Annotated in this window: 24 protein-coding genes; 7 read left to right on the forward strand and 17 right to left on the reverse strand. The window is 68.5% G+C overall.

Going from position 1 to position 24,950, the window contains the following annotated elements:
- The first annotated feature begins 88 nt into the window (after positions 1–88).
- From AZOLI_RS21410 to AZOLI_RS21420, 3 genes are all read left to right on the forward strand, one after another.
- Positions 89–316 (forward strand): DUF1858 domain-containing protein, encoded by a 228-nt coding sequence (locus AZOLI_RS21410; RefSeq protein WP_014189233.1) that lies wholly within the window; start codon positions 89–91, stop codon positions 314–316.
- 68 nt (positions 317–384) lie between these two features.
- Complete coding sequence (locus tag AZOLI_RS21415; RefSeq protein ID WP_244442602.1) at positions 385–933, forward strand: DUF2249 domain-containing protein; 549 nt, start codon at positions 385–387, stop codon at positions 931–933.
- Between the two features lie 115 nt (positions 934–1,048).
- A complete protein-coding gene (locus AZOLI_RS21420; protein ID WP_014189235.1) occupies positions 1,049–1,951 on the forward strand; it encodes an SDR family oxidoreductase in 903 nt (300 codons plus the stop codon).
- 461 nt (positions 1,952–2,412) lie between these two features.
- Here AZOLI_RS21420 and AZOLI_RS21425 read toward each other — a convergent pair whose 3' ends face one another.
- From AZOLI_RS21425 to AZOLI_RS21460, 8 genes are all read right to left on the reverse strand, one after another.
- On the reverse strand, positions 2,413–3,459 hold the full coding sequence (locus tag AZOLI_RS21425; RefSeq protein ID WP_014189236.1) for an ABC transporter permease: 1,047 nt from the start codon (positions 3,457–3,459) through the stop codon (positions 2,413–2,415).
- Entirely contained in the window at positions 3,456–5,003 is a 1,548-nt protein-coding gene (locus AZOLI_RS21430) for a sugar ABC transporter ATP-binding protein (RefSeq protein WP_014189237.1), read from the reverse strand. Before AZOLI_RS21430 ends, AZOLI_RS21425 begins: the two co-directional genes overlap by 4 nt.
- A 64-nt stretch (positions 5,004–5,067) precedes the next feature.
- Positions 5,068–6,147 (reverse strand): TMAO reductase system periplasmic protein TorT, encoded by a 1,080-nt coding sequence (torT, locus tag AZOLI_RS21435; RefSeq protein ID WP_014189238.1) that lies wholly within the window; start codon positions 6,145–6,147, stop codon positions 5,068–5,070.
- 89 nt (positions 6,148–6,236) lie between these two features.
- Positions 6,237–7,208, reverse strand: coding sequence for a biotin-dependent carboxyltransferase family protein (locus AZOLI_RS21440; protein ID WP_014189239.1), 972 nt, complete (start codon positions 7,206–7,208; stop codon positions 6,237–6,239).
- A complete protein-coding gene (locus AZOLI_RS21445; RefSeq protein ID WP_014189240.1) occupies positions 7,198–8,073 on the reverse strand; it encodes a 5-oxoprolinase subunit B family protein in 876 nt (291 codons plus the stop codon). The genes AZOLI_RS21440 and AZOLI_RS21445 overlap by 11 nt, the downstream gene beginning before the upstream one ends.
- A 9-nt stretch (positions 8,074–8,082) precedes the next feature.
- Positions 8,083–9,462, reverse strand: a complete 1,380-nt coding sequence (locus tag AZOLI_RS21450) for an acetyl-CoA carboxylase biotin carboxylase subunit (protein WP_014189241.1) — start codon at positions 9,460–9,462, stop codon at positions 8,083–8,085.
- 5 nt (positions 9,463–9,467) lie between these two features.
- Complete coding sequence (locus AZOLI_RS21455; protein WP_014189242.1) at positions 9,468–9,704, reverse strand: acetyl-CoA carboxylase; 237 nt, start codon at positions 9,702–9,704, stop codon at positions 9,468–9,470.
- Between the two features lie 71 nt (positions 9,705–9,775).
- On the reverse strand, positions 9,776–10,561 hold the full coding sequence (locus tag AZOLI_RS21460; protein WP_014189243.1) for a 5-oxoprolinase subunit PxpA: 786 nt from the start codon (positions 10,559–10,561) through the stop codon (positions 9,776–9,778).
- A gap of 277 nt (positions 10,562–10,838) precedes the next feature.
- Here AZOLI_RS21460 and AZOLI_RS21465 point away from each other — a divergent pair, with 277 nt between their 5' ends.
- The 4 genes from AZOLI_RS21465 to ubiV all read left to right on the forward strand — a co-directional run bounded on the left by AZOLI_RS21465 (position 10,839) and on the right by ubiV (position 14,605).
- Positions 10,839–11,750 (forward strand): LysR family transcriptional regulator, encoded by a 912-nt coding sequence (locus AZOLI_RS21465; protein WP_014189244.1) that lies wholly within the window; start codon positions 10,839–10,841, stop codon positions 11,748–11,750.
- A 241-nt stretch (positions 11,751–11,991) separates the two neighbouring features.
- Positions 11,992–12,687 carry a ubiquinone anaerobic biosynthesis accessory factor UbiT gene (gene ubiT / locus AZOLI_RS21470; protein WP_014189245.1) on the forward strand — a complete coding sequence of 232 codons (696 nt, stop codon included), beginning with the start codon at positions 11,992–11,994 and terminating at the stop codon, positions 12,685–12,687.
- A gap of 5 nt (positions 12,688–12,692) precedes the next feature.
- On the forward strand, positions 12,693–13,679 hold the full coding sequence (ubiU, locus tag AZOLI_RS21475; protein ID WP_014189246.1) for a ubiquinone anaerobic biosynthesis protein UbiU: 987 nt from the start codon (positions 12,693–12,695) through the stop codon (positions 13,677–13,679).
- Between the two features lie 29 nt (positions 13,680–13,708).
- Positions 13,709–14,605, forward strand: coding sequence for a ubiquinone anaerobic biosynthesis protein UbiV (gene ubiV, locus AZOLI_RS21480; protein WP_014189247.1), 897 nt, complete (start codon positions 13,709–13,711; stop codon positions 14,603–14,605).
- A 215-nt stretch (positions 14,606–14,820) separates the two neighbouring features.
- Here ubiV and AZOLI_RS30830 read toward each other — a convergent pair whose 3' ends face one another.
- The 9 genes from AZOLI_RS30830 to AZOLI_RS21520 form a co-directional block, all read right to left on the reverse strand.
- Positions 14,821–14,985 (reverse strand): twin-arginine translocase TatA/TatE family subunit, encoded by a 165-nt coding sequence (locus AZOLI_RS30830; RefSeq protein ID WP_081505998.1) that lies wholly within the window; start codon positions 14,983–14,985, stop codon positions 14,821–14,823.
- Positions 14,986–15,002: 17 nt separating this feature from the next.
- The gene (locus AZOLI_RS21485) at positions 15,003–16,001 is read right to left on the reverse strand and encodes an FAD:protein FMN transferase (RefSeq protein WP_014189248.1); all 999 of its coding nucleotides are present in this window, start codon (positions 15,999–16,001) and stop codon (positions 15,003–15,005) included.
- Positions 16,001–16,531: a nitrous oxide reductase accessory protein NosL gene (locus AZOLI_RS21490; protein WP_014189249.1), complete on the reverse strand. Its 531-nt coding sequence runs from the start codon at positions 16,529–16,531 to the stop codon at positions 16,001–16,003. Before AZOLI_RS21490 ends, AZOLI_RS21485 begins: the two co-directional genes overlap by 1 nt.
- The gene (locus AZOLI_RS21495) at positions 16,531–17,355 is read right to left on the reverse strand and encodes an ABC transporter permease (protein WP_014189250.1); all 825 of its coding nucleotides are present in this window, start codon (positions 17,353–17,355) and stop codon (positions 16,531–16,533) included. Before AZOLI_RS21495 ends, AZOLI_RS21490 begins: the two co-directional genes overlap by 1 nt.
- Positions 17,352–18,278 carry an ABC transporter ATP-binding protein gene (locus AZOLI_RS21500; protein WP_014189251.1) on the reverse strand — a complete coding sequence of 309 codons (927 nt, stop codon included), beginning with the start codon at positions 18,276–18,278 and terminating at the stop codon, positions 17,352–17,354. Before AZOLI_RS21500 ends, AZOLI_RS21495 begins: the two co-directional genes overlap by 4 nt.
- Complete coding sequence (locus AZOLI_RS21505; RefSeq protein WP_014189252.1) at positions 18,275–19,648, reverse strand: nitrous oxide reductase family maturation protein NosD; 1,374 nt, start codon at positions 19,646–19,648, stop codon at positions 18,275–18,277. Before AZOLI_RS21505 ends, AZOLI_RS21500 begins: the two co-directional genes overlap by 4 nt.
- 190 nt (positions 19,649–19,838) lie before the next feature.
- A complete protein-coding gene (nosZ, locus tag AZOLI_RS21510; protein ID WP_014189253.1) occupies positions 19,839–21,788 on the reverse strand; it encodes a TAT-dependent nitrous-oxide reductase in 1,950 nt (649 codons plus the stop codon).
- A gap of 88 nt (positions 21,789–21,876) precedes the next feature.
- A complete protein-coding gene (locus AZOLI_RS21515; RefSeq protein WP_014189254.1) occupies positions 21,877–24,198 on the reverse strand; it encodes a NosR/NirI family protein in 2,322 nt (773 codons plus the stop codon).
- 365 nt (positions 24,199–24,563) lie between these two features.
- Entirely contained in the window at positions 24,564–24,908 is a 345-nt protein-coding gene (locus tag AZOLI_RS21520; protein ID WP_014189255.1) for a hypothetical protein, read from the reverse strand.
- Positions 24,909–24,950: the final 42 nt, after the last annotated feature.

The following is a 24,950-nucleotide window of genomic DNA, read 5'->3' on the forward strand; positions in this document are numbered from 1 at the left end:
GAATGTGGGACGCTTGCGGTGGCGCAAAGACCGCTCGCCGCCGGGCGGTTATGGTGGCTGCCTGTCCCCAGCGCCGGAGCATGCCGCCATGGCCGTCTCATCATCCGTGGCCAAGATGAGGATCGCCGACATGACCATGGCCGAGCTGATGCGCGACCGCCCCGCGGTGGTGCCGGTCCTGCTTCGCCGCGGCCTCGCCTGTCCCGGCTGCGCCATGGCGCCTTTCATGACCGTGCGGGAGGCGGCCGAAGCCTATGGGCTGGAGCTCGACGCCCTGCTGGACGATCTTGCCGCCGCCCAGTTGTCGGCCGGCTGATCCTGCCACCCTCTCCGGCATTTGTGCTGGAGCAAAGAAGGCAACGGCGATCCGGGTTACAGCGGTGCATGGCGATCCTGCCGCTCCCCACAGCCAGACGGACGACGATGCCGACCACCAACCATGCAACGCGGGCCGAACCGGTCCTCGACCTCCGCGCCATTCCGCCCTACCAGCGCCACCAGCTGATCTTCCAGTCGGTGCAGGATCTGACGCCCGGCGACGGCTTCTCGCTGGTCAACGACCATGACCCGCGCCCGCTGCACCACCAGCTTCTCAGCCTGTTCGGAGCCGGTTTCTCCTGGGAATACCTGCAGCAGGGTCCCGAGGTCTGGCAGGTCCGCATCGCCCGTCCCGAAGGGGCGTCGGCGACCAGCCTGCGCGTGCGCATCTACCGCAACGGCGACGTGGCTGTCGCGGCCGACGACGCGCGGCTGGGGCCGGACGGCAGCGGCGGTTCGGTCTGCGAGGTGACGGATTGCCCGCCGGGCACGCTGACGGCCGACGTTCTGTCGCTGCTGCAGGGCGTCATCCCGCCGGCCGGCGTGGTCAGCATCGCCTATGAACGGCTGCTGGCGCGGCGCAACGGCTCCTGCTGCGGCGGCATGTGCGGGTGAGGACAACGCCGCGGGGCGGCCGTTCCCGGTTTCGGAATGGCTGCCGCCCGTTCCGGCCGGCAACCAATCCGGCCCTGCCCGGTTCTGTGTGTGACGCCCGACCAAGGAGACACGCATGGACCGGAGTGACGACACCGTATCGCCGCAGGACCCGCGGTACAAATATCCCCAGCCGCCCTTCAAGGGCCAGTCGCAGCCCTGGCCGGGGCTGGCCCGCGACATGGACCCGCCGCCGGACCATGGCGAGACCAGCTACAAGGGTTCCGGCCGGCTGGCGGGGCGGAAGGCGCTGATCACCGGCGGCGATTCCGGGATGGGACGCGCCGCCGCCATCGCCTATGCCCGCGAGGGGGCCGACGTCGCCATCAACTATTTCCCGACCGAGGAGCCGGACGCCCGCGAGGTCGTCGCGCTGATCGAGGCGGCGGGCCGCAAGGCCGTCGCCATTCCCGGCGACCTGCGCGACGAGGCGTTCTGCCGGCAGATGGTGGCGGATGCCGTCGCCGGGCTCGGCGGGCTCGACATCCTTGTGTGCAACGCCGCGCGGCAGCAGGCCTGCCCATCCATCCTCGACCTGACCAGCGAGGAATTCGACGCGACGATGAAGACCAACATCTACGCGCCGTTCTGGACCATCAAGGCGGCGCTGCCGCATCTGAAGCCCGGCTCGGTCATCATCGGCACCACGTCGGAACAGTCCTACGATCCGACGCCGGAACTGTACCACTATGCCCAGACCAAGGCGGCGACGATGAACTACGTCAAGTCGCTGGCGAAGCAGTTCGCCTCGAAGGGCATCCGCGTCAACGGCGTGGCCCCCGGCCCGATCTGGACCCCGCTGCAGGTCAGCGGCGGCGCCACCCAGGAGAAGCTGAAGCAGTTCGGCGGCCAGACTCCGCTGGGCCGTCCCGGCCAGCCGGCCGAGCTTGCCGGCATCTATGTCCAGCTCGCGGCGGAGGACGGCAGCTATACCACAGGCCACATCTATGGTGCCGCCGGCGGCAGCGGACAGCCGTAAGGGCACCGGCGGCCGAACCCGTCCTGCCATCACCCCATGATGTCCTCGCCAAGCCTTCCGCCCGGTCTCGGCGATCGCCTGGATGTAGCGGTCGCGGCCGTCTCGCTGAGCATGGCATCGGCCCGGGGCGGCACGACCACGTGCCGCTCTGCGCATCCACGCCGAGGTGCAGCTTCTTCCACGAGCGCCGTTTCCGGGTTCCGTGCTTTTCGATCAACCGCTCGCCCGGTCCGCACAGCGAGCGGCGTTCGCTTTGTGCGGCATCGCGGGAAATCCAGCTGACGAAGTACGGCGCCCCGACCTACTCCACCAGATCCATCCGTGCAACACCGCGCCGATGGAGAACAGGCTGCAAGCCTACCTTGGCCCTTCCCTTCCCCCTTCCGCCGGGGTGACCTCCCTGCCGATGGAGCGAAGCGGCACCGGGCAAGCGCCCCGGCAAGCCCCACCTTATCGGTGCGCTATGCGTCCATCATCATGCGGTAGCGGATCTGATCGAAGATCACCGCGAGAATCAGCAGCCCGCCCAGCAGCACCATCTGCAGATAGGATCCGACCTGCGCCAGATTCATGCCGTTCTGGACCAGCACGATGAAAACGGCGCCCAGCACCACGGTCTCCACCCGGCCGATGCCGCCGCGGAGCGACACGCCGGCGATCACGCAGGCGGCGATGGACTCCAGGGCGAGCGTTCCGCCCAGATTGGCCTCTCCCGATTCCACCCGGGCCGTCAGCAACAGGCCCGTCAGCGCCGCGATCAGGGCGCACAGGACATAGGCGACGATCAGCGTGCGCCCGGTGTCGATGGCCGACAGTCTGGCGGCTTTCATGTTGCCGCCGACGGCATAGAGATGGGCGCCGATCCGGGTGCGCGTCATGACGACCCAGGCGACCGCGACCGCCACGGCGGCGACCAGCACCGGTACCGGAATGCCCAGCCAGCGACCGAAGCCGAACAGCTCGGCGAACTCAACCGGCAGGCCGGACACCGGGATGCCGCCGGTCAGGAACAGCGATCCGCCCGCCGCCACGGAACTGACGCCCAGCGTCATGATGAAGGGCGAGACGCCGAACAGCGCGACGCCGGCGCCATTGGCCAGCCCAACCAGGGCCGCCACCGCGAATCCGGCCAGCGCGCCCAGCGCGATCGCCAGGGCCGGGGAATCCGGGAACATCGTGCCCAGTGCCGCCATCGCCAACGCCGACACCACCGAGGTGAGGGCGACGGTCGCCCCGACCGCGAGATCGAACCCGCCGGTGATCAGCACCGTCATCTGCCCCAGCGACACCAGCACCAGATAGACCGACTGGCGCATCACATTGACGAGATTGTCCGCGGTCAGGAAACGGTCGGAGGCGAGCGTGAACACGATCAGCGCCGCCGCCAGGAAGAAGGGCAGCACGCCCAGGCGGATGAACAGCGCCCGCCCGGCCGCGCGCAGCCGGACGGTGGTGGAGGCCGGGGCGGTGCCGGAGGACGGCGATGCGGCGGAGGAGGTGGCGCTCATGCGGGCAGTCTCGCTTCCTGGTCGATGGTGGGGACCGACGGGATGGCAGCCGACGGAACGGGATCGAAGAAGTGGGAAAGGATGGCCGCCTCGCTGATGGCGTCGCCTTCCAGTTCGGCGGCGATGCGGCCATGGGCGAAGACCAGCAGGCGATGGGCGAGGTTCATCGCCTCCGGCAGGTCGGAGGAAATGACGACCACCGCCTTTCCGGCCTCGGCCAGCTCGCGGATCAGGCGGTAGATGGCGGCCCGCGCGCCCATGTCGACGCCGACGGTCGGCTCGTCGAAGATGTAGAGGTCGTAATCGCGGCCGAGCGCACGGCCGAACAGCGCCTTCTGCTGGTTGCCGCCCGACAGCTTGCCGACGGCCCGGCCGCGATAGGCGGCCGGCAGCTCGACCCGTTCGGCGGTCGCCTCGCACCGCTTGCGGATGCGCCGCCAGGGCAGCAGGCCGAAGCGGCCCGGCGTGCCGGCCAGCTCCCCCTGGGCCAGATTGTCCCGCGTGCTGAAGGCCAGCTGCAACCCTTCGGTCTTGCGGTCGGGCGGCACATAGCAAAGGCCCGCCCGCATCAGCTCGCGGGTCGCGGCACCGGTGAGGTCGCGCCCCCGGACGGTCACCCGCCCCGCCTGGATCTGCAGCAGCCCCATCAGCGCCCGGAAGCTGCGCGACTTGCCGGAACCGACGAGGCCGGCGATGCCCAGCACCTCGCCCGCGCGGACCTCCAGATCGACGCCATGGACACCCCAGGCGCGCAACCCCTCCGCCCGCAGCAGGACCGGGCCGGGGCTGCGGGCGATGGTTGGGTAGATCTCGCCGATGGCGCGGCCGGCCATCATTTCGATCAGGGCCGCCTCGCTGGTGTCTGCCATCGCCACGGTGCCGATCCGCCGTCCGTCGCGCAGGACGGTGACGCGGTCGGCGATGCGGGCGAATTCCTGCATCCGGTGCGAGATGTAGACGATGCCGACGCCGCGCGCCTTCATGCGCGCGATCACCGCGAACAGATGGTCGACCTCGCGGTCGGTCAGCGACGCCGTCGGCTCGTCGAGGATCAGGATGCCGACCTCGCCGTGCAGGGCCTTGGCGATCTCCACCATCTGCTGTTCGGCGCGGCTCAGCGTGGCGACCAGCCGTTTCGGATCGATGGCGAAATCGAGATCGGCAAAGAGTGCGGCGGCCTTGCGCCGCATCGCCCGGCGGTCGAGAAAGGGGCCGCTCATCGGCTCGTCGCCCAGGAACAGGTTCTCCGCCACCGTCAGGGTCGGGACCAGCGAGAATTCCTGGAAGACGGCGGAGATGCCGGCGGCGCGGGCATCGGCGACGCCGGTGAAGCGGATATGCCGGCCGCGCAGCAGAATCTCGCCCTCGCTGGGGGTGGAGACCCCGGCCAGCAGCGAGATCAGGGTCGATTTGCCGGCGCCGTTCTCCCCGAACAGCACATGCACCTCGCCGGGGCGCAGGTCGAAATCGACGCGGTCGAGCGCGGTGACGCCGGGATAGCGCTTGGTCAGGGCGACGGTCCGGATCAGGACGGGAGGGGACATGCACACACTCCGGATGGCCCCCGCCGCCGGCCCCATCGGGAAGCCGGCGGCGGAGGAAACAGCCTCACTTCACGCTGAAGACCGGGGAGAAATTGTCCGGCGGCAGGATGGTGTCGCGCGGCACGCTGCCGACATTGGCCTTGTCGACGACGAAGATCTTCGGGCCGACATGGCGGACCAGATCGGTCTTCTCCAGCGCCCGCACCGCCTGATCGATGGCGATGCGGCCCTGGATGACCATGGAATCGGCCGGCGCCGCCTGGATGAAGCCGCGCTTGATGCCCTGATAGACGCCGGGCGTCATGTAGAAGGCGATCAGCCCGACCTTGTCGGTCAGCCCGCGCTCGCGCAGCAGGCCCTGCGCCGCCTCGGCGGTCACCGCGGTGCCGGCGATGTACTTGATGTCGGGCGTGGCCTGCAGCGCATCCTCGACCAGCCGCAACTGCGCCTCCTTGCCGGTGTCACCGTAGCGCGGTTCCAGTACCTGCACGGCGGAGCCGGCCACCGCCTCCATGAAGCCCTTGTTGGCGGCCTCGACCCAGCCGGCGCCGGCCGGGCCGGGGAACCAGCCGACCTTCACCGGCGGGCTGCCGGCGGGATGCTTCGCGGCGAGATAGCGGCCGGCCTCCGCCCCCATGGTGTGGAAGGACACCAGGGACTTGGCGGTCAGCGCCGGGGAGGAGATGCCGTTGATGACGTCGATCACCGGGATGTTCTTCTTCGCCAGCTCCGCCACCAGATTGTTCAGCCCGTCGAAGCTGATGGCGCCGATCACCACGGCATTGGCGCCGCGGGCGACGCAATCCTCGATCTGGCTGATCTGCTTGTTCAGCTCGGTGTAGCCGCCCGCCTCCACCACGGTGACCTTCACCCCCAGCCGCCTGGCTTCCTCCACCACGCCGTAATCGACGCCGAGCCAGTAGGCGTCCTTCATGTGGGGGAAGGACACGCAGATGTCCCACTTCTTCGCCGCCTTGGGCAGCGGGCTGTAGGAGATGTCCTTCGGCTTGCCGTCGGCGGAAAAGGCGGGTGTCACCTCCACCGCCGGATAGGGGAACCACTCGGCGGCGGACGCCGGGCCGGCGGCGGCGATGCTGCTTCCAAGAACTGTGGCGGCGACAAGAGCGCGAGCGAAAGCGTTCATGCGGGTGGTCTCCACGGCATGGGATTGGACGGATTGAGGATGTTCAAAAAAGGAGGGAGGCGGCGGACGGGGGGCCGCCTCCCGTCCGGTCAGGCCAGGGCTTCGCGCAGGCGGGCCAGGCGACCGGCTTCCTCGGCGCGGGCAGCCAGCGCCTGATCCATGTCGACCTTGACGAAACGGACGCCGGTGTGGGGCTGCATCTGGCCGATCAGGTCCATGTCGGCGGAGATCACCGCGCCCAGCGTGAAATAGCCGCCGCCCGAGACGGCGTCGCGGTGCAGGACGATGGGCTCGGTTCCGCCCGGCACCTGGATCGAGCCGTAGGGGTAGCAGGCATCGACGATGTTGGACGGGTTGGAGCCGGCGCCGAAGGGCTGTTCGCGCGGCTCGAAGGTGAAGGGGCGGCCGCCGCGGAACCGGTAGCCCATGCGGTCGGCCTCCGGCGCCACCTTCCAGCTGTCCTCGAAGAAGTTGCGCCCGGCCTCCTCGGTGATGAGGCGCCAGTAGAGGCCGGGCAGAACGCGCAGCTCGGCGCTCTTGCCCACCGTGCGACGCAGGGCGTCGGGCACCTCGGTGCCGTGGCGCAGCGCCCCCGGCTTGCCCAGCGGCACCATGTCGCCCGCCGCCAGCGCCCGGCCGTGATAGCCGCCGAGCGCGCCGATGATGTAGGTGGAACGGCTGCCCAGCGCCGGCGGCGTGTCGATGCCGCCGGAGATCGCGATATAGGCCCGTGCGCCGCCTTTCAGATAGTCGAAGGACAGCACCTGTCCGGCGCGCACCGGGAAGGCGGTCCAGGCCGGATGCGGTTCGCCGTCGACGCGGGCCGGCAGGTCGGCGCCGGTGACGGCGACGGTGGCGTCCACCTCGAACTCCAGCTGCGGCCCCATGAAGACCGCCTCCAGCGCCGCCGCCCCTTCCGGATTGCCGACCAGCAGGTTGGCGGCGCGCAGCGCGTAGCGGTCCATCGCCCCCGACATCGGGATGCCGAGATGGAAATAGCCGGGCCGGCCGAGATCCTGGACGGTGGTCAGCAGGCCGGGGTTGAGAACCTTAAACGCCATGGAGGGTCTCCATCAGCCGCTGGTTGGTGCCGTCGATGTCCGCGTTGAAGCTGTCCAGATCGAAGGTGACCTTGCGGATGCGCGGTTCGTAGCGGTTGGCCGCGACGTCGGCGGTGATGGCGTCGTATTCCTCGCGGTCGATCGGCTTCCATTTCACGATGTCGCCGGGCCGGAAGAACACCATGAACTCGCGCAGGTAGGAGACCTTCTGGGTCGGGTCGTAGATCGGCATCGGCGTGATGCCGAACATCTGGTAGCCGCCGGCGCCGCGCACCGAATAGACGCAGCCGAAGCAGCCGCCATGGCCGATGGTATGCTTGGGCGTGTCGGTGCGCGGGCGCAGATATTTCGGCACCTGGATTTGCCGCGACCGCTCGACCAGCTGGTAGAGGAAGGGCAGGCCGGCGACGAACCCCACCATCGACACGAACCAGGGCGAGGCATGGTGGGCGTGGATGAACTGCTCCACCGTGTCGTAGCCGTTCATCCGGGCGGCGTATTCCAGATCGGTGCTCTGCGGATCCTGGTGCCGCTCGCGGAAGCGCATCAGCGTTTCGGTGGTCCAGGGATCGCGGTAGAAGACCGGCACCTCGACGATGCGGGTCTCCAGCCGCTTCTCCGCCTTGTCCGCCGCCTGTTCCAGCGCGCGCAGCCGGCCCATCAGCTCGTCCGGGGCGATGCGGTCGGGGTCGAACTTGATCTGGAAGCTGCCGTTGGCCGGGCAGATCTCGGTGATGCCGTCGATGTGCGCGGCCCGGACCGCATTGGTGATCGACATGCTCTTGAAGAAGGCTTCGAGCGACATCTCCTCGTCCATTTCGACGAAGATGTGCTCGTCGCCACCGTAGGAATAGCGGGTCTGCATCCGGTGCTCCTATTGCGCGGCCTTCTGGGGATTGAATGCGGGGTTCCCGGCCAGCCAGCTTTCCAGGAACCGGGTGTGCGCCCTGCCCGCCCGGACATCCGGGTCGGCGGCCAGCGCCTTGTGCAGCGGGACGGTGGTCTTCAGCCCGGTGACGGTGAAGCCCTCCAGCGCCGCCGCCATGCGGTCGATGGCTTCGTCCCGCGTCGCGCCATGCACGATCAGCTTGCCGAGCAGGGAATCGTAGAAGGGCGGAACCGTATAGCCCTCATAGATCATGCCGTCGAAACGGACCTCCGGACCGGCCGGCACCGACAGGCGTTCGACCGTGCCGGGGCTGGGCAGGAAGCCGGCGGCCGGATCCTCGGCATTGATGCGCACCTCGATGGCGTGGCCGGTCCGCGTCACCTGATCCTGGGTCACCGGCAGCGGCTCGCCTCCGGCGATGCGGATCATCGCTGCCACCAGATCGATGCCGGTGATCATCTCGGTCACCGGATGCTCGACCTGGATGCGGGTGTTCATCTCGATGAAGTAGAAGGCGCCGGTCGGCTCGTCATAGAGATATTCCAGCGTGCCGGCGCCGCGGTAGCCGACGCTTTCGGCCAGCGCCACCGCCGAGGCGCACAGCCGCGCGCGGGTGGCCTCGTCCAGGCAGGCGGCGGGCGCCTCCTCCCAGACCTTCTGCCGGCGGCGCTGCAGCGAGCATTCGCGCTCGAAGCAATGGATGGAGCGGGTGCCGTCGCCGAGGATCTGCACCTCGATGTGGCGGGCATTGCCGATCACCCGCTCCAGATAGAGTCCACCGTCGCCGAAGGCGGCCTGGGCCTCCGACTGGGCCTGCGGGGCGAGGCGGCGCAGCTCGTCGGGAGTCTCGGCGATGCGGATGCCGCGCCCGCCGCCGCCCGCCGCTGCCTTGATCATCACCGGATAGCCGATGGCCTCGGCGGCGGCGAGCGCTGCGTCCACATCGGCGACGCGGCCCTGCGATCCGGGGACCACCGGCACCCCAGCGGCGATGGCGGCCTCGCGGGCGGCGGCCTTGTCGCCCATGCGGCGGATGGTGTCGGCCTTCGGACCGACGAAGACCATGCCGAAGCTCTCCACCATCTCGGCGAATTCGGCATTCTCCGACAGGAAGCCGTAGCCGGGATGGACGGCATCGCAGCCGGCCTTCCGCGCCGCCGCCACCAGCCCCGCCGCATCGAGATAGGAATGCCGGGCCGCCGGACGGCCGACGCAGACCGCCTCGTCGGCCAGCTTGACCGCCAGCATGTCGCGGTCGGCTTCGGAATAGGCCTGGACGGTTTCGATGCCCAGGCTCCTGGCGGCGCGGATGATCCGCACCGCGATCTCGCCGCGGTTGGCGACGAACAGGCGACGGATCGTCATCGCCCTCAGCCTTCCAGCTCGACGAGGACGGCGCCGGCCATCACCGGCTCCTCATCCTCCACCGCGAAGCTCAGGATGGTGCCGGCGACGTCGGCGCGGATCTCGTTGAAGCTCTTCATCACCTCGACGAGGCCGATGACGTCGCCCGGCTCGACCCGGTCGCCGACTTCCTTGAAGGGCGGCTGTCCGGGGGCGGGGCGCCGGTAGAAGGAGCCGGGAAGGGGGGAGCGGATTTCGGGCATCGAAACATTCCTTCTTCAACGAGCTGTCTGTGGCGGGCTGTCTGGAACGGGACTGAAGATACCGGAGGATGTCAGCGGGTCTGGGCGACCAGATCGGCGGCCGCGACGATGCGCAGTCCGTCCTTCAGCAGGGCGTCGCGCACGGCGGTTCCGATGGCGAGCGCGCCCGGCGTGTCGGAGTGGAAGCAGATCGAGTCGAAGGCGATGTCGATGTCGTCGCCCTCCACCGTCCGCACCTTGCCGTCGCAGCAGGCGCGGACGCATTTGTCGGCGACCTCCGCCGGGTCGAGCGGCCGCATCCGGCGGGCGAAGACGATGGAGCCGCTGCGGTCATAGTCGCGGTCCGCGTAGAACTCGCGGATGACCGGCAGGCCGGCCGCCTCGGCGACGGCGCAGGTCTTCGACACGTCCATGCAGAACAGCAGGGTGTCGGGGCTGGACTTCAGCAGCGCCTCGACCATCAGACGCGACAGCGTCTCGTCCTTCGCCGCCTCCATGTAAAGGGCGCCATGCGGCTTGACATGCTGCAGCCGGGTGCCGTGGCGGCGGGCGAATTCGCGCAGCGCGCCGACCTGATAGAGGATGTCGTTCACCAGCTCCTCGGGCTTGGCCTGGATGACGCGGCGGCCGAAGCCCTGCAGGTCGCGATACCCGGGGTGGGCGCCCAGGGCCACGCCGCGCTCAACCCCCAGCCGCACCACCCGATCCATCAGATTGGGATCGCCCGCATGGAAACCGGTGGCGACATTGGCCGAGCTGATGAGGTCCATCAGCGCATCGTCGGAGGCCTCGCCGAGCGTCCACTGGCCGTACCCCTCGCCGAGGTCACAGTTGAGATCGACCATTGTACGAGCCAACGCCTTACTCCCTTGCTTGCTTACGGAACCGGGGGCTGTCGTGCCCCAGGGATGAATCCGTGGAATGGCTGCTTTGCCATATGAGCGTATGTTGTTCCCCAGCCTTTGCAATTTCTAATTTCCGAGATTGCTTTATCTGTTTTTCCGCTGCCAAAATCCGCCTGAAAATCAGGCAAGACGGTGGAACTCTGCCGTTCCTAAGGAAGCTTGGCCTGTACAGGAATTAGGCATATTCTGTTTTCTCGATAATTGACCATGCGAAAATCCGGAGCTGGCCATGCTGAATTTCCGACACGTGAAATATTTCATCGCCACCGCCAATCTGGGGCAGGTGTCGCGGGCGGCGCGGGAGCTGTCGATTTCCCAGTCGGCGATCACCTCCGCCATCAAGGAACTGGAGGCGGAGGTCGGCGGACGGCTGTTCGTCCGCACCGCCCAGGGCATGGAGCTGACCGACACCGGCCGCCGGTTCCTGGCCGCGAGCCATCGCATCATGGCGAGCGTGGAGGAGGCGCTGCATCCGGCGGATACCGCGGCGGAGGTGGCCGGCAGCCTGTCCATCGGTGCCAGCTATACGGTTCTCGGATATTTCCTGCCGCAGCATCTGGAGCGGCTGGAGCGGCGCTATCCCAACCTGCGCATCCACATCCACGAGCTGACGCGCGAGATGATCGAGGACAACCTGATCACCGGCCGGCTCGACATGGCGGTGGTCCTGACCTCGAACATCAGCAATCCGGAGCTGACGACCGAAACGCTGATCGGAAGCCAGCGGCGCCTGTGGGTGCCGGCCGGGCACCGGCTGCTCGAACTCGATTCCGTCGGGCTGCAGGATGTGGCCGAGCATCCCTACATCATGCTGACCGTCGACGAGGCCGCCCACTGGACCACCCGCTACTGGAGCGCCTCGCCTTTCCGCCCCAATGTCCGGCTGCGCACCTCGTCGATCGAAGCCGTGCGCTCGACGGTCGCCAATGGCCAGGGCGTGACCATCCTGTCCGACATGGTCTACCGGCCATGGTCGCTGGAAGGCAAACGCATCGAGACGATCATCATGCGTGAGCGGGTTCCGGCCATGGATGTCGGCCTGGCCTGGCGCCAGGGGGTCGAGCTGACGCCGGCCATGCGCCTGTTCCGCACCCATTTCAGCGAGGTCTACCAGACTCCGCAAAGCCGCATGCCGCGGTGAAGCGGCGTTGCTGCAGAAATCGGACTGCGGGCAAACCGCCACCGCAGTGGTGAGCGACACTGCCGACACGTCTCCTACCCGGCGCGACCGTCACATCCAGATGATCGCCGAGTGTGGGCCTGGTCTGGCCAGCGCCGCCTGAGACCGGCTTTTCAAGCTTAAACTTGACCGAGGTCAATGACGGCGGGCGATTAGCGGATTTGATGGGCGGCGGAATGACCGATAAGGAGGGACTCCGCCCATGCGTGAGCCCATGCGTGAGCCCGTTGCCGCACCGACCGCGATCGATGACGACCGGGCCCGACGTTTCGAAGCCAGCCTGAGCCGTGTGGGGCTCGGGCTCGTCCCGCGGTTGGGGGAGAGGGTCAGCGATGCGCTGCTGGCCCGCCTTCTCCGCGTGCTGGCGGAGCGCCACCCGCGCGCCTTCGAGGCACTGCGCGAGATGCAGGACGCCCGCGTGCTGATCGAGCCGGTGGATGCGCCGGTCGCTCTGCTGATGCGCGTCGGGCCGGAGCTGTCCCTGCATGCCCTGCCCCGCGGGGCGGATGGAACCGGTGCGGTTGCGGCCGATGCCGTCATCCGCGGTCCCTATGCCCGGCTGCTCGACCTGCTGGAGGGGCGGATCGACGGCGATGCGCTGTTCTTCCGGCGCGAACTGGCCATCTCCGGCGACACCGCCCTGATCCTGGCATTGCGCAACACGCTGGACGGCGAGGACGAGATGGATCTGATGGCCGACGCCGCCTCCATCGCCGGGCCGCTGGCCCGCGCCCTGCCGGTGCTGCGCCGGAATGCCGGGCCGGTGCTGGACCGCGTCGAAGCGGCGCGCCGGCTGCTGCCCCCGCCGCTGCGGCGCGGGATCGAGCGGATCGGCGCGCGGATCGAAGCCCGCCTGACCGGCACGGTTCCGGGGGCAACTCCGGGGGCTGGGGCGTAAGAATCATGGACAATTTCGAACTGATCTGTCCGGCCGGCACCCCGGCCGCCCTGCGCGCCGCCGTCGATGCCGGGGCCGATGCCGTCTATCTCGGCTTCCGCGACGAAACCAACGCCCGCAATTTTCCGGGACTGAACTTCACCCGGCAGGATGTGGCCGACGCGGTGGATTATGCCCACGCCCGCAAGGTGGAGGTCTATGTCGCCATCAACACCTACCCGCAGGCCGGCAATCTCGGTCCCTGGCAGAAGGCGGTGGACGACGCGGCGCGGCTGAAGGTGGATGCGGTCATCCTGGCCGATCCGGGCCTGCTGGCCTATGCCGCCAAGCGCCATCCCGACCTGCGCCTGCACCTGTCGGTCCAGGCCTCGGCTGCCAATGTGGAGGCGATCCGGCTGTATCGCGATGCCTTCGGCGTGCGCCGGGTCGTGCTGCCGCGCGTGCTGACGGTGCCGGAGATCGCCAAGCTCAACGCCGAGATCGACGTCGAGACCGAGGTTTTCGTCTTCGGCGGCCTCTGCCCGATGGCGGAGGGGCGCTGCTCGCTGTCCTCCTACGCCACCGGCCTGTCGCCGAACAAGCAGGGCGTCTGTTCCCCGGCCAGCCATGTCCGCTACGAGCAGCGCGGCGGGGCGCTGGCCTCCACGCTGGGCGGCTTCACCATCAATGTTTTCGGCGAGGGCGAGCAGGCCGGCTATCCGACGCTGTGCAAGGGCCGCTTCGTCGCCGGCGGCGCGCCGGCCTATCTGTTCGAGGAGCCGACCAGCCTGAATGCCATGGATCTGCTGGCCGAGTTGAAGGCGGCCGGCGTCCATGCGCTGAAGATCGAGGGGCGGCAGCGCGGCAAGGCCTATATCGGCGCCGTCGTCCGCGCCTATCGCGAGGCTCTGGACAGCTTCGCCGCCGGCCGGCCGGTGCCGCACATCGATCTGCAGGCGATGGTCGAGGGCGGAACCCAGACCACCGGCGCCTATACCCGCGCCTGGCGCTGAGCCCTTTGGGCGTTGAGGAGCTTTATCGAATGACTGCGTCACTCACTTTGGGGCCGGTGCTGTTCAACTGGCCGGTCGACCGCTGGCGCGACTTCTACGCCCGCATCGCCGACGAGGCCCCGGTCGACACGGTGGTCGTCGGCGAGATCGTCTGCTTCAAGCGGGCGCCCTTCTTCGCCGAGGCGATGGGCGAGGTGGTCGAGCGGCTGACCGCCGCCGGCAAGACGGTGTGGCTCGCCAGCCCGATCCTGGTCGGCAGCGAGCGCGAACGGTCGGCGATGCGCGATCTGGTGGCGGCGGATGCCGGGATTGTCGAGGCGAACGATATGGGGGCGCTGGCCCTGCTGGCCGGGCGGCCGCATGCCGTCGGGCCGACGATCAACGTCTACAACGAGGCGACGCTGGCCTGGATGGCGGAGCGCGGGGCGGTGGCGGTGTCGCTGCCGGCCGAGCTGCCGGCGGCCACCGTGGCGGCGCTGGCGAAGGCCGGGCGGGAGCTGGGCGTCGCGGTGGAGGTGCAGGCCTGGGGCCGGGCGCCGCTCGCCATCTCGGCCCGCTGCTATCACGCGCGCGCCCACGGGCTGCACAAGGACGGCTGTCAGTTCGTCTGCGGCAACGATCCGGACGGCATGCCGGTGACGACGATGGACGGCCAGCCCTTCCTGACCGTCAACGGCACGCAGACGATGTCGCACGGCTGCCTGTGCCTGACGGCGGAACTGGCGGAGTTGGTGGCGATGGGTGTCACGCGCTTCCGCCTGTCGCCGCAGGCGATGGACATGGTGCGCGTCGCCGAGGCGTTCCGGGCGGTGCTCGATGGGCGGCGCGACGGGGCCGAGGTGGCGGCGGAACTGGGCGGGCTGATCGACGCGCCGCTGGTGAACGGCTTCTACCACGACACCGCGGGGGCGCTGCGGGTGGCGTGAGGGGAGGTTAGACCCCCACCTAACCTCCCCCGCTCTCAGCGGACCTACGGTCCGCCTGCCGCGTCAGCACAAAGCATAGCTTTGTGCGAGAGCTGGGCGGGGGAGGGACTGCCGCCGCTCTCCCGTACAAGCACCTGCTCCCTCCCCCGCCCAGCGGGGGAGGGTTGGGGTGGGGGCATCGGAGCCGACGTTCAATTACGCGGCCCCCTCCCCCATCACGCGATTGGCTTACGCTCCTCCTCGTCGTCCTTCAGGCCGGACTTGAAGCTCTTGATGCCTTTGGCGAAGTCGCCCATCACGCTCGGCAGCTTGCCGGCGCCGAACAGCAGCAGGACGACCAGCAGAACGACGGCCCAGTGGAACAGGCTGAAGCTTCCCATGACGATGATCCGATCTCTCAAGCAGGCAGCCGCAGGATGCGGCCGTCGGGGTGGGTGAAGCGGGCGGTGACGCCGGGATGGGCTGCCAGGATGGCCGGCACCCGATCCTCCGGCACCACCGAAAGCGCGGTCGACAGGGCATCGGCCGTCGTGGCGTCCGGTGCCTGTACCGTAACCGCCTGCCAATGGGCGGCGCAAGCACCGCTCGCGGGGTCGAACAGGTGGGTGAAGCGGCCGGCGGCGTCGAAGCGGGTGCCGTAGCCGCCGGTGGTCGCCAACGCGCCGTCGGCAAGCTCCAGCGTCGTAATCGTGCGGTCGGGGTCGGCCGGATCGGCCAGCCCAACGGTCCAGGGGCGGCCGGAGGGGTGATGGCCGAGTGCCCGCAACTCTCCCATGTCGACCAGCACATGCTCCATGCCCTCGGCCTTCAGCCGCTCCGTCACCCGGTCGGTGATGTAGCCCTGGGCGATGCCGTTCAGCGTCACCGCCATGCCCTTGGCACCGAAGGCGATGCGGTCGGGCTCCACGCGCAGCGCCCGGACATCGACCAGCGCGCGGGCGGCACGGACGGCGCCTGCCGGCGGGCCGGCGGGGTCGGCGCCGGGCCGGGTGAAGTGGCCGGCATAGAGCTGCCACAGCGGCTGCACCGTGGGGTCGAAGGCGCCGCCGGTGTTGCGGCCGAAGGCGGCGGCTTGGGCCAGAAGGCGGACGAGGTCGGTCGGCGGCGCCTCCAGCCGACCGTCGCGGTTCAGCCGGCAGAGCGCGGAGTCGGCGCGGTAGAGGCTGAAGACGCGTTCCAGGCGCGATACCTCCTCCAGGCTCAGCGCGATCAGGCGGTCGGCCTCGGCGGGATCGGGATGGGCGATGGTCAGGCTGGCGTCCGCACCCAGCGCCACGCCGCGCCAGACCCGGACGGGGACGCCCTCGGCACGCAGCAGCCGGTGGGGCAGCAGCGACAGGCCGGCGGCGGCTGCACCGATGGCGAGGACGCGGCGTCGGGTGAATGCTGCGGCCATCAGTGGCCTCCCTCGGCGACGGGGCCGGCCGGCGGGGTGAGGATCTGGTCTTCATGCACCTCGGCGAAGCGCTGCACCGTGCCGCCATTGGCGGCGGCGAAGGCGCGGGCGGCGGATTCCTCGGCGAAGGGATAGGGCTCCGCATCGCCCATGCCGCCGCGCAGCCTGCTGCCCAGCACGTACCAGGCCTTGCGCGCCTCGACCCAGACGGTCAGGTCGGGGGCGGTGGGATCCTTGGCCTTGCCGACGTCGGTGACGTAGATCGCGCTGATCTCCTTCGGTTCCTCCGGCAGCATGGTGAAGGCGAAGGTGTCGCGCACCGATGACAGCCAGATCGGCCGCTGTTGCCCCTTCACCAGGATCTGGCCCTTGGGACCGGGATGGTCGGCGAGGCTCATGCCGCAGTAATGGCCGATGGCGTCGGCGGTCAGGGTCACGGGCGGCGGCGGGGCGACCCCCGCCCTCTCCTGCTTGCAGGCGGACAGCGACAGCAGCAGGGCGGCGGCGAGGAGGATGGGGATGGTGCGCATCAGATCTGCTTCCTCGAAAAGAGGGCGGCGGCCAGCGCCAACGGGGCGGCGATCCAGCCGGCCATCACCGCCAGCAGCAGCGGAACCGACAGCTGGACATGGGCGGCGAGGCCGGCGGTGCCGGCGAAGGTGCTGACGCCCTTGAAGCCGGTCAGGTTGAACAGGCGGTAAGCGTCGGCCGGGTTGGCGAGCAGCAGCCAGTTCAGCGCCTCCACCCCGATGCCGCTGCCGCCGACCAGCAGGCCGAGCAGCGCCATGTCGTAGAGCAGGACGAAGCCGAGCCACACCGCCACCGCGATGCCGGCCGCCGTGCCGCGGTCGCGCACGATGGTGGAAGCGAGATAGCCGAGCGCGGTGAAGGCGGCGCCCAGCATCACGCTGGAGCCGATCATCGCGGCGAAGGCGCGCCAGCTCTCGGCGCCGATTGCGGTGTTGCCCATCGCCATCGCCACGCCCGCGGCGCCGTAGCCGACGACGGTGGCCAGCGCGATCACCGCGGCATGCCCCAGGAACTTGCCGAGCAGCAATTGCCAGCGGGCCACCGGGTAGGACAGCAGCAGGGTCATGGTGCCGCGGTCGATCTCCCCCACCACCGCGTCGAAGGACAGCAGCAGCGCGATCAGCGGCAGCAGGAAGATGGTCAGGCTGGACAGGCTGACGATGGTGACCTCCACCGGGCCGACGCCGACCGTGCCGGTGGGGGCGGAGCCCAGGAAGCTCAGCGTCAGGGCGAGGGCGGCCATCAGCAGGGTGGTGGCGACGACCCAGCGGTTTCGCGTCGCCTCGCGCAGTTCCTTGCCGGCGATGATCAGAAGCGTGTTCATTCCGCAGCCTCCCGGCACAGGAAGTGGGCGTACATCTCGTCCAGGCTGGGCTGGACGATCTCGATATCGTCGACAGCGGGGCTGTCGCAGGCGATGCGGCGCACCAGATCGATCTTGTCGTCGTTGGCGCAGGCCAGCTCCACCACCCCGCCGGCCAGACGGGTCAGCGCGGCACCCTGCCCCACCCTGCTCGCCAGCGCGTCGACGTCGTCGGTCGGCAGGGTCAAGCGGATGCGGACCGGCAGTTGGGCGAGGCTGCGCAGGGTGGCGAGCGAGCCGTCGGCGACCTTGCGGCCCCGGCTCATCACCACCACGCGGTCGGCCTGCCCCTCCAGTTCGGTCAGGGCGTGGCTGCACAGCAGGACGGTGGTGCCCTGGTCGCGCAGCTCCGCCACGATGGCGTAGAAGCTCTGGCGCAGCGCCGGGTCGAGGCCGGTGGTGGGCTCGTCCAGGAACAGCAACTTCGGGCCGCCGAGCAGGGCCTGGGCCAACGCCAGACGCTGGCGCATGCCCTTGGAATAGGTGGAGACGCGGCGCTTGATGGCTGCGGGCTCCAGCCCGACTTTCTCGAACAGCGCGTCGTTGCCGCGGCGCGAGGCGCCCTTCAGCCGGGCGTAGAAGTCCAGAGTCTCCCGCCCGGTCATGTTGGGGTGGAAGGCGACGTTCTCCGGCAGGAAGCCGATCCGGCGGCGGATGGGCGAGCAGGCGGCGCTGGCCGGGTCGCCGCCCAGCACGCGGATGCTGCCCGCCGTCGGGGTGGTCAGGCCGAGCATCAGCTTGATGAGGGAGCTTTTGCCGGCGCCATTGTGCCCGACCATCGCCACGCATTCGCCGGGCGCCAGCGTCAGGTCCACCCCGCGCACCGCCTCGGTCTCGCCATAGCGCTTGGTGACGCCCCGCACCTCTGCGGTGAAGTCGGTCATGGCTGTTTCCTTTCGGCAGTCTGGCTTTGGGCGGTTTGAACGGAGGTGGGCATGGCTGGAGGCGCCATCAGGGGGGCGCTGTCGATCACGCCGCCGGGGTGCAGGGCCGGGAACTGCTTCTGCGCCCAGCGGATCACCTGGACGCCGGGGCTGTTCATCAGCAGCTTGGCCGCCGGATAGGCCCACATCACGCGGTCGACCACGTCGTTGGGGCGATAGGGCTCGTCGGAGATGCCGTCGCCGTTCAGGTCGAAGGCGGCATTGTCGGACCAGTAGTTGCCCCGCCCCTTCTCCGACCAGTCGAGGAAGCGGGTGCCGACATACTTCACCTGGGTGCGGTTGCCGATGAAGGCGTTGCCGGTCATGCTGTTGCGCTCCGACCCGGCGGTGAAATGGACGCCGATCTCGCAGCCCTCGAACCGGTTGCCGGCGAAGCGGTTCTTGTTGGCGTTGTAGATGAAGACGCATTTCCAGGTGCCGCTGCGCAGCCGGTCGCTCATCGCCTCGCTGTCGCGGGGGATGTCGTTGTCGGCCAGCGTCTCGCCGCTGTCGGACACCGCGCCGGCGAAGCGGCCGGCGACGCTGTTGTTTTCGAAGACCGCGCTGTTGGCGGCGTTCAGCAGGAAGCCGTGCTCGCGGTCGGCGACGGAGCGGTTGCCGCGGATCACCAGATTGTTGGAGTACATGATGGCGTAGCCGACGCTGCTGCCGAGCGAGACATTGCCCGACACCTCGGAGTCGTTGGTGTACATGTAGTGGACGGCGAAGCGGACCCGTTCGAAGCGGTTTCCGGCGAACAGGTTCTTGCGCGAGGTGGTGGTGAAGATGCCGTCGCGGGCGTCGTGAACGCTGTTGTCGAGCACGCGGGTGCCGGGCGCGTTCCAGATCTGGATGCCGTTGCCGCGTTCCGACACCCGCAGGTCGGTGCGTCCGCCGACATCGTTGCGGCGGACGAGGCTGTCGTCGGCGCCCCAGACATAGATGCCGATCAGCGTGTCGCGCAGCCGGTTGTCCTCGACCACGGCCCGCTTGGCGGTCTTGCTCAGGAAGATGCCGGAATGCTGGTCGAACAGGCTGGTGCCGGTGTTGCGGACCTCCAGGCCACGGAGCGTGACGTCGGGGGCGGTGACGGTGAGGATGGTGCCCTTCCCTTCCCCGTCCAGCACGGCGCCGGGCTCGCCCACCAGGGTCAGCGGCTTATCGATTTTCACCGGGCCGATGTGCCGGCCGGCGGCAAGCCGCAGCGTGTCGCCCGGCGCGGCTTGGGCGATGGCGGCGGTCAGCTCACCCGGAGCCACCACGATGGTGGCCGCCAGCGCGGGGGTGCCGAGCAGGGCTATGCCGAGGAAGGGCGCCGTGCGGAGGAGCATGGGGGGATCCGTGGGTGAGGGATATCCCCTCTCCCGTCCCGGGAGAGGGAGGGGCCCGCCGAAGGCGGGAGGGTGAGGGGGATTGCAAAAATCCGGAACCGCATGGTTCCTTGGATCACCCCTCACCCTTCCCAAGCTCCGCTTGGGCCCCTTCCCTCTCCCGGGGCGGGAGAGGGAGATCTTTTGGTGATCAGGTCGAACGCGGTTCGACCAGCATGCGGCCGCCCATCTCCATGTGCAGGGCGTGGCAGAACCACTGGCAGTAGTACCAGTGCACGCCCGGACGGTCGGCGGTGAAGGTCACCGATGCGGTCTGCTGCGGGCTGATCTCCATGCAGACGCCGTGGTTGGTCATGGTGAAGCCGTGGGTCAGGTCGTCCACATCGTCCATGTTGGAGATGTAGACCGTCACCTCGTCACCCTGTTTCACCGTGAACTCCTCGATGCCGAAGGCCGGGGCGCGGCTCCACATGTAGACGCGGACCTTGTTGCCGTCGCGGATCACCTTGGTGTCGTTGTCCAGGTCCACCCCGTCCTTCTTGGCCTGGATGCGGGCGTCTTCCCACATCTTGTCGTCGCGGGTGTAGATGCTCTTCGGGTTGACCTTGGAGCGGTGGACGATCAGCGTGTCGTGCGGCTCGGCGAAGGTGGGGCCGTCATGAACCAGCTTCATCTCGTCGCCGGAGATGTCGATCAGCTGGTCGTTCTCCGGCTTCATCGGACCGACGTTGAGGAAACGGTCTTTGGAGAACTTGTTCAGCACGATCAGCCATTTGCCGTCGGCCTCCTTGGTCTGGCCCATGGAGGTGTGCAGGTGGCCCGGCTGGTAATGCACGTCCAGCTTCTGGATGATGGGATCGACCTTCTCGCCCTTGAAGGCGCGCTTGGCCTTGTCGATGTTCCACTTCACCACCTGGCTGTCGAGGAACAGGGTGGTGTAGGCGTTGCCGCGCCCGTCATAGGCGGTGTGGAGCGGGCCGAGGCCGACCTGCGGTTCGGCGACGATCACGTCGCGCGGCTTGATCTTGTCCTCGAACAGCTCGTCCAGCTTGCGCACGTCCATGACCGAGACGGTCGGCGACAGCTTGCCGTTCACGGTGACGTGGATGCCGTCGGGGGCGGTGTTGACGCCGTGCGGGCTGTTGGGGATCGGGATGTAGCGGGTGTAGGCGCTGCCGTGGCGGCCGTCCACCACCGGCACGCCGTGGATCACCTCGACCTTGCCGGCCTTCACCGCCTCTTCGATGCGCTTGATGTTGAAGACGACCAGCCAATCCTGCTCGTTGGCCGTCATCTCGGCCGTCGTCACCCCTTCCTCGGAGTTGTAGCAGGTCGAGAAGACGTATTTGCCCTGATAGTCGGCGTCGGTGTTGTCGAGGTTGCCGTCGACCCACACCTGCCAGGCGATCTTCATCGTGTCGCCGTCGATGGCGGTGAAGTGCGAGCGGTACTTCTTCGGCTCGTCCAGGATCTTGCCGTCGTTGGGCGTCGGCACGCGCTGCTCGCCGTTGCAGAAGACATAGCCGGTGCGCGGGTATTTCTGCAGGCGCAGGCCGTGGATGGCCGAGGCGTTCGGGATCTCGACGATGACGTCCGGCTTCATGATGTCGCAGCGGATGCGCGTCACCCGGCTGTTGGCCTTGTCGTTGGCGAAGATGTAGCGCCCGTCATAGGTCCCGTCGGTGAAGGACATGTGCGGGTGGTGCAGGTCGCCGTTCAGGTACTCGCCGCCGCGCTTGGCGAGGAAGGCCTTGGTCTCCTCCGTCAGGTTGGAGGTGAGGATCTTGCGGCTCTCGTTGGTCAGGCCCCAGCCGGTGGCGGAGCAGCGGTTGAACACCGGGATGCGCATCAGTTCGCGCATCGACGGCAGGCCCATGATGCGGACCTCGCCGGAATGGCCGCCGGAATGGAAGACGTAATATTCGTCGAGATCGCCGGGCTTCACCTCAACGCTCTGGTGGCCGGCCTGCGGGGTCGCCGCCAGGGCAGCCGAGGCGCCGAACAGCGCATTCCCGGCAATGCCGCCGGCGGCGGCACCGCCCACGGCACCGGTCAGGCCGGCGAGCGCCGCCGCCTTCGCCGTTCCGCCCAGAAGGGCACGGCGGTTGACGCCTGCCGTGTTGTTCGTCTCGCTCGACATGGTCTGCTCCTTCGCTGACCCCGTTCGGGGGCTGTCAAGAGACCCGGTGCGACCGGGTCAGGTTATGGGATTAGGGAGGGGATGGCGGTCAGGACCCGTGGGGCCGCAGCGTCAGCCGGCCGGTGGCCGGATCGGCGGTGGCGACAGTGGTGCGGGCGGCGTTTCCGGCGGCGGCGGGCTTGGCGGATTCCTTCTCCGCCGCAGCCTTGGCCTCGGCGGCCTGCCACTTTTCGCGCTTCTGCCGCTTCTGGATCATGACCGGGCATTTGTGGTCGTGGTGGTAGAGCATCTGGCAGTGCAGGCACTGGATGCATTCGTTGGGGTTGATCGTGCCGTCGGGGTGGATGGCCTGCACCGGGCATTCGTTGCCGCAGCGCTGGCACGGGTTGCCGCATTCCTTGTAGCGGCGCAGCCAGTCGAACATCCGCAGCCGGCCGGGGATCGCCAGCGCCGCACCCAGCGGGCAGAGATAGCGGCAGAAGAAGCGTTCGATGACCAGACCGGCCGCCAACAGGGCCACGGCGAAGGCCACGAACCACCAGTCGCGGATGAAGTGCAGGATGATGGCGGTCTTGAACGGTTCGATCTCCGCCGCCTTCTCCGCCGTAGCCAGCGATTGCAGCGAAAAGCCGAACAGCAGCAGGAAGACGATGTACTTGATCGGCCACAGGCGCTGGTGCAGGGCGAAGGGCACGGCGATCTGGCGGATGCCGATCCTTTTGGCCGCCTTCGACGCCAGTTCCTGCAGCGCGCCGAACGGGCAGAGCCAGCCGCAGAAGGCGCCGCGGCCCCAGAACAGCAGCGACGCCGCCACCGAGAACCACAGGATGAACACCAGCGGGTCCATCATGAAATAGTCCCAGCGGAAATCGGTGCGCAGCGCGTTGGCGAAGGTCAGGACATTGACCACCGACAGCTGCGCCGTGGCGTACCAGCCGAGCCAGACCAGGGTGAAGACCAGATAGGCCGTCCGCACCCGCTCATACAGCGCCGGCCGCTTCGTCAGCTGGTCCTGGAAGAAGAAGATGGCGGTCAGCAGCAGGATGGCGGCGGACAGGATCGCGATATCGAGCTGCCGGTTCTGCCAGATGCGCTGCCACAGCGGCGTTTCGGCGGCCTCCTCGGCTTCCGCCACGCCGGCGGCCTGGATGGCGGCGCTGTGGGTTGCGGATTGGGCGACAGGCTGGGCGGCGGTCGGGGCTGTCGGCTTTTCGATCTTCAGATACTTGTCCGGCGGCTGGTAGCCGAGGTCGAAGGTGACGAACACCTTGTCCAGCGCGGCGATAGCCCGCTGCACCAGCAGCTGCAGGCGCCACGGCTCGGCCGGATTGAACTCGGTGCCTTCCGGCAGCACGAACAGGCCGATTTCCGGGAAGTCGGGGGCGCCGGCCGCGGCGGCGCTGCCCATGCGCTTGTGCATCTTGTCGCGGAAGCGGATGGAGCCCTCATGCTGGACCATCTCGACCCGGTCGAAGATGCCGCCGCGGACATAGCCCGACCCCTTGAAGGAATAGCGCCCCTGCCCCGCCACCCACACCGCCTGCTGGCCCGGCTTCAGCCGCTTGGTCAGCGCCTCGTATTCCGCATCGCCCAGCAGCGAGCGGCCGATGGTGGGGATGGTCACCAGGGCGGCGTAGAGGTCGATGAAGGTGTCGTCGGAATCGCCGGGTTCGGCGCGGGCGATGGCTTCGGCCTTGCCGGTGCGCTCGAAGGCGGCGTTCACCTCCCCCACCGTCAGGGTCAGGCGGCGGACGGAGCCGTCGCCGATCAGGGTCGCCCAGTCCTCCACCGCGTCCTTCGACAGGTCGATGGTCTTCGTCACGGTGGGGGCCACTTCCGCTGTGACCTTGCCGAGCGCGGTCATCACCTTCTTGCCCGAGCGGATGATCGAATCGCCGATCACCATCACCGTCACGGTGGCGCCCGACACGATGTCCACCGGCGGGCTGGCGGCGCTCTGGGTGGCGAGCGCCAGCACGTTCTTGCCGACATAGCCGGCGATGAAGCCGTTGATGCGGGCCGGCGGGATGCCGATCAGCACGATGGGCTCGTGATGGTCCATCAGCCGCGCGCCCGTCACCGTACCGTCCGGGGTGAGGCCGACCACCACGTCGATGGGCCGGCCCGAATAACCGGTGGTGTTGACGAAGTCGGAGGTGAGATAGGCGTGGCCCATCAGCGCCTCGCCCTTGTAGACCGGGACGGTTGGGGAGTTGGCGGCCGGTGCGCCGAAGCGGTCGGCGCCGGGCACGAGGTCGGTGGGCTGAAGCTTCGCCAGATAGGGCAGCAGCCGGCCGCTGTCGGCGGCATGCGCCGCGGCGATCCCGGTCAGCAGCAGGACGGCGACGAGCGCCGATCCAAGGGCCGATCCTACCCAGCGTTGTAAGCGCGTGAACCTCACGACGGCCATCCTCCGGCTTTCGCTCTTTGGCTTCGGTGTCTCGGACATTGGTGTCTTGGGAGGCATGAAAGCGCGCGGCGGCGGGGGAGTTCTTGACCGCGGTCAAGAGCTGGGCAGTTTGCCGTGGCATTGAGCACATCAGCAACTTTTAATGGAAGAGCTGGGGGCGCGCCAAGTGCCTCCCATGTGGCGGAGCCGAAGGAGGATTGCCAATCCCGGGGCTTCTGCCGCCGCCGTGCCGGTCGGCACGAAAAACGGCGGTCATCATGGATGACCGCCGTTATTGAATCGGATCGAGCAAAACCGGACTCTGCAACCAATCGGGGCTGGGCAACCAATCGGGGCCGGTGCCGCCCAGCCCGTGCGACCTGCCGTCAGGCTGGCGACTTGCCGACGGGCTTGGGGTACACGTCGTCAATCCGGTTGGGTAGGATCGATTTCACGTCCCGGCATTCCGCGATGGCCGCGATCACGTCGGGAGCGGCGCTGACCGAGAAGGACTTCGCAAAACGGCGGACATGGTTGATGGTCGCGTCCGGCGATGAGGTCTTGGCGGCGGCGGTCGTCACGATATCGCGGGCGCGGTCGCCGACTTCGGTAGCGGTGACATTGTCGGCAAGGAACACTTGGGCGGACGGGTGTTCTCCCTGCGCGGCTTGCGCGCGCAGGATCTCCAGAACCTTTTCGGTCGTCCAGTCGGCGGCGGCAGGGTCTGTCATGGCATTCCTCGTCTACGATGAAGGCCGGCTAACCAATATAGG

This window comes from Azospirillum lipoferum 4B, assembly GCF_000283655.1.
Lineage (GTDB): Bacteria > Pseudomonadota > Alphaproteobacteria > Azospirillales > Azospirillaceae > Azospirillum > Azospirillum lipoferum_C.

Excerpts from the sequence above, each read along its gene's own strand:
- AZOLI_RS21410 (WP_014189233.1), top strand. The coding sequence starts at position 89 with ATGGCCGTCTCATCATCCGTGGCCAAGATGAGGATCGCCGACATGACC.
- AZOLI_RS21415 (WP_244442602.1), top strand. The coding sequence starts at position 385 with ATGGCGATCCTGCCGCTCCCCACAGCCAGACGGACGACGATGCCGACC.
- AZOLI_RS21420 (WP_014189235.1), top strand. The coding sequence starts at position 1,049 with ATGGACCGGAGTGACGACACCGTATCGCCGCAGGACCCGCGGTACAAA.
- AZOLI_RS21425 (WP_014189236.1), bottom strand. The coding sequence starts at position 3,459 with ATGAGCGCCACCTCCTCCGCCGCATCGCCGTCCTCCGGCACCGCCCCG.
- AZOLI_RS21430 (WP_014189237.1), bottom strand. The coding sequence starts at position 5,003 with ATGTCCCCTCCCGTCCTGATCCGGACCGTCGCCCTGACCAAGCGCTAT.
- torT (WP_014189238.1), bottom strand. The coding sequence starts at position 6,147 with ATGAACGCTTTCGCTCGCGCTCTTGTCGCCGCCACAGTTCTTGGAAGC.
- AZOLI_RS21440 (WP_014189239.1), bottom strand. The coding sequence starts at position 7,208 with ATGGCGTTTAAGGTTCTCAACCCCGGCCTGCTGACCACCGTCCAGGAT.
- AZOLI_RS21445 (WP_014189240.1), bottom strand. The coding sequence starts at position 8,073 with ATGCAGACCCGCTATTCCTACGGTGGCGACGAGCACATCTTCGTCGAA.
- AZOLI_RS21450 (WP_014189241.1), bottom strand. The coding sequence starts at position 9,462 with ATGACGATCCGTCGCCTGTTCGTCGCCAACCGCGGCGAGATCGCGGTG.
- AZOLI_RS21455 (WP_014189242.1), bottom strand. The coding sequence starts at position 9,704 with ATGCCCGAAATCCGCTCCCCCCTTCCCGGCTCCTTCTACCGGCGCCCC.
- AZOLI_RS21465 (WP_014189244.1), top strand. The coding sequence starts at position 10,839 with ATGCTGAATTTCCGACACGTGAAATATTTCATCGCCACCGCCAATCTG.
- ubiT (WP_014189245.1), top strand. The coding sequence starts at position 11,992 with ATGCGTGAGCCCATGCGTGAGCCCGTTGCCGCACCGACCGCGATCGAT.
- ubiU (WP_014189246.1), top strand. The coding sequence starts at position 12,693 with ATGGACAATTTCGAACTGATCTGTCCGGCCGGCACCCCGGCCGCCCTG.
- ubiV (WP_014189247.1), top strand. The coding sequence starts at position 13,709 with ATGACTGCGTCACTCACTTTGGGGCCGGTGCTGTTCAACTGGCCGGTC.
- AZOLI_RS30830 (WP_081505998.1), bottom strand. The coding sequence starts at position 14,985 with ATGGGAAGCTTCAGCCTGTTCCACTGGGCCGTCGTTCTGCTGGTCGTC.
- AZOLI_RS21485 (WP_014189248.1), bottom strand. The coding sequence starts at position 16,001 with ATGGCCGCAGCATTCACCCGACGCCGCGTCCTCGCCATCGGTGCAGCC.
- AZOLI_RS21490 (WP_014189249.1), bottom strand. The coding sequence starts at position 16,531 with ATGCGCACCATCCCCATCCTCCTCGCCGCCGCCCTGCTGCTGTCGCTG.
- AZOLI_RS21495 (WP_014189250.1), bottom strand. The coding sequence starts at position 17,355 with ATGAACACGCTTCTGATCATCGCCGGCAAGGAACTGCGCGAGGCGACG.
- AZOLI_RS21500 (WP_014189251.1), bottom strand. The coding sequence starts at position 18,278 with ATGACCGACTTCACCGCAGAGGTGCGGGGCGTCACCAAGCGCTATGGC.
- AZOLI_RS21505 (WP_014189252.1), bottom strand. The coding sequence starts at position 19,648 with ATGCTCCTCCGCACGGCGCCCTTCCTCGGCATAGCCCTGCTCGGCACC.
- nosZ (WP_014189253.1), bottom strand. The coding sequence starts at position 21,788 with ATGTCGAGCGAGACGAACAACACGGCAGGCGTCAACCGCCGTGCCCTT.
- AZOLI_RS21515 (WP_014189254.1), bottom strand. The coding sequence starts at position 24,198 with ATGGCCGTCGTGAGGTTCACGCGCTTACAACGCTGGGTAGGATCGGCC.
- AZOLI_RS21520 (WP_014189255.1), bottom strand. The coding sequence starts at position 24,908 with ATGACAGACCCTGCCGCCGCCGACTGGACGACCGAAAAGGTTCTGGAG.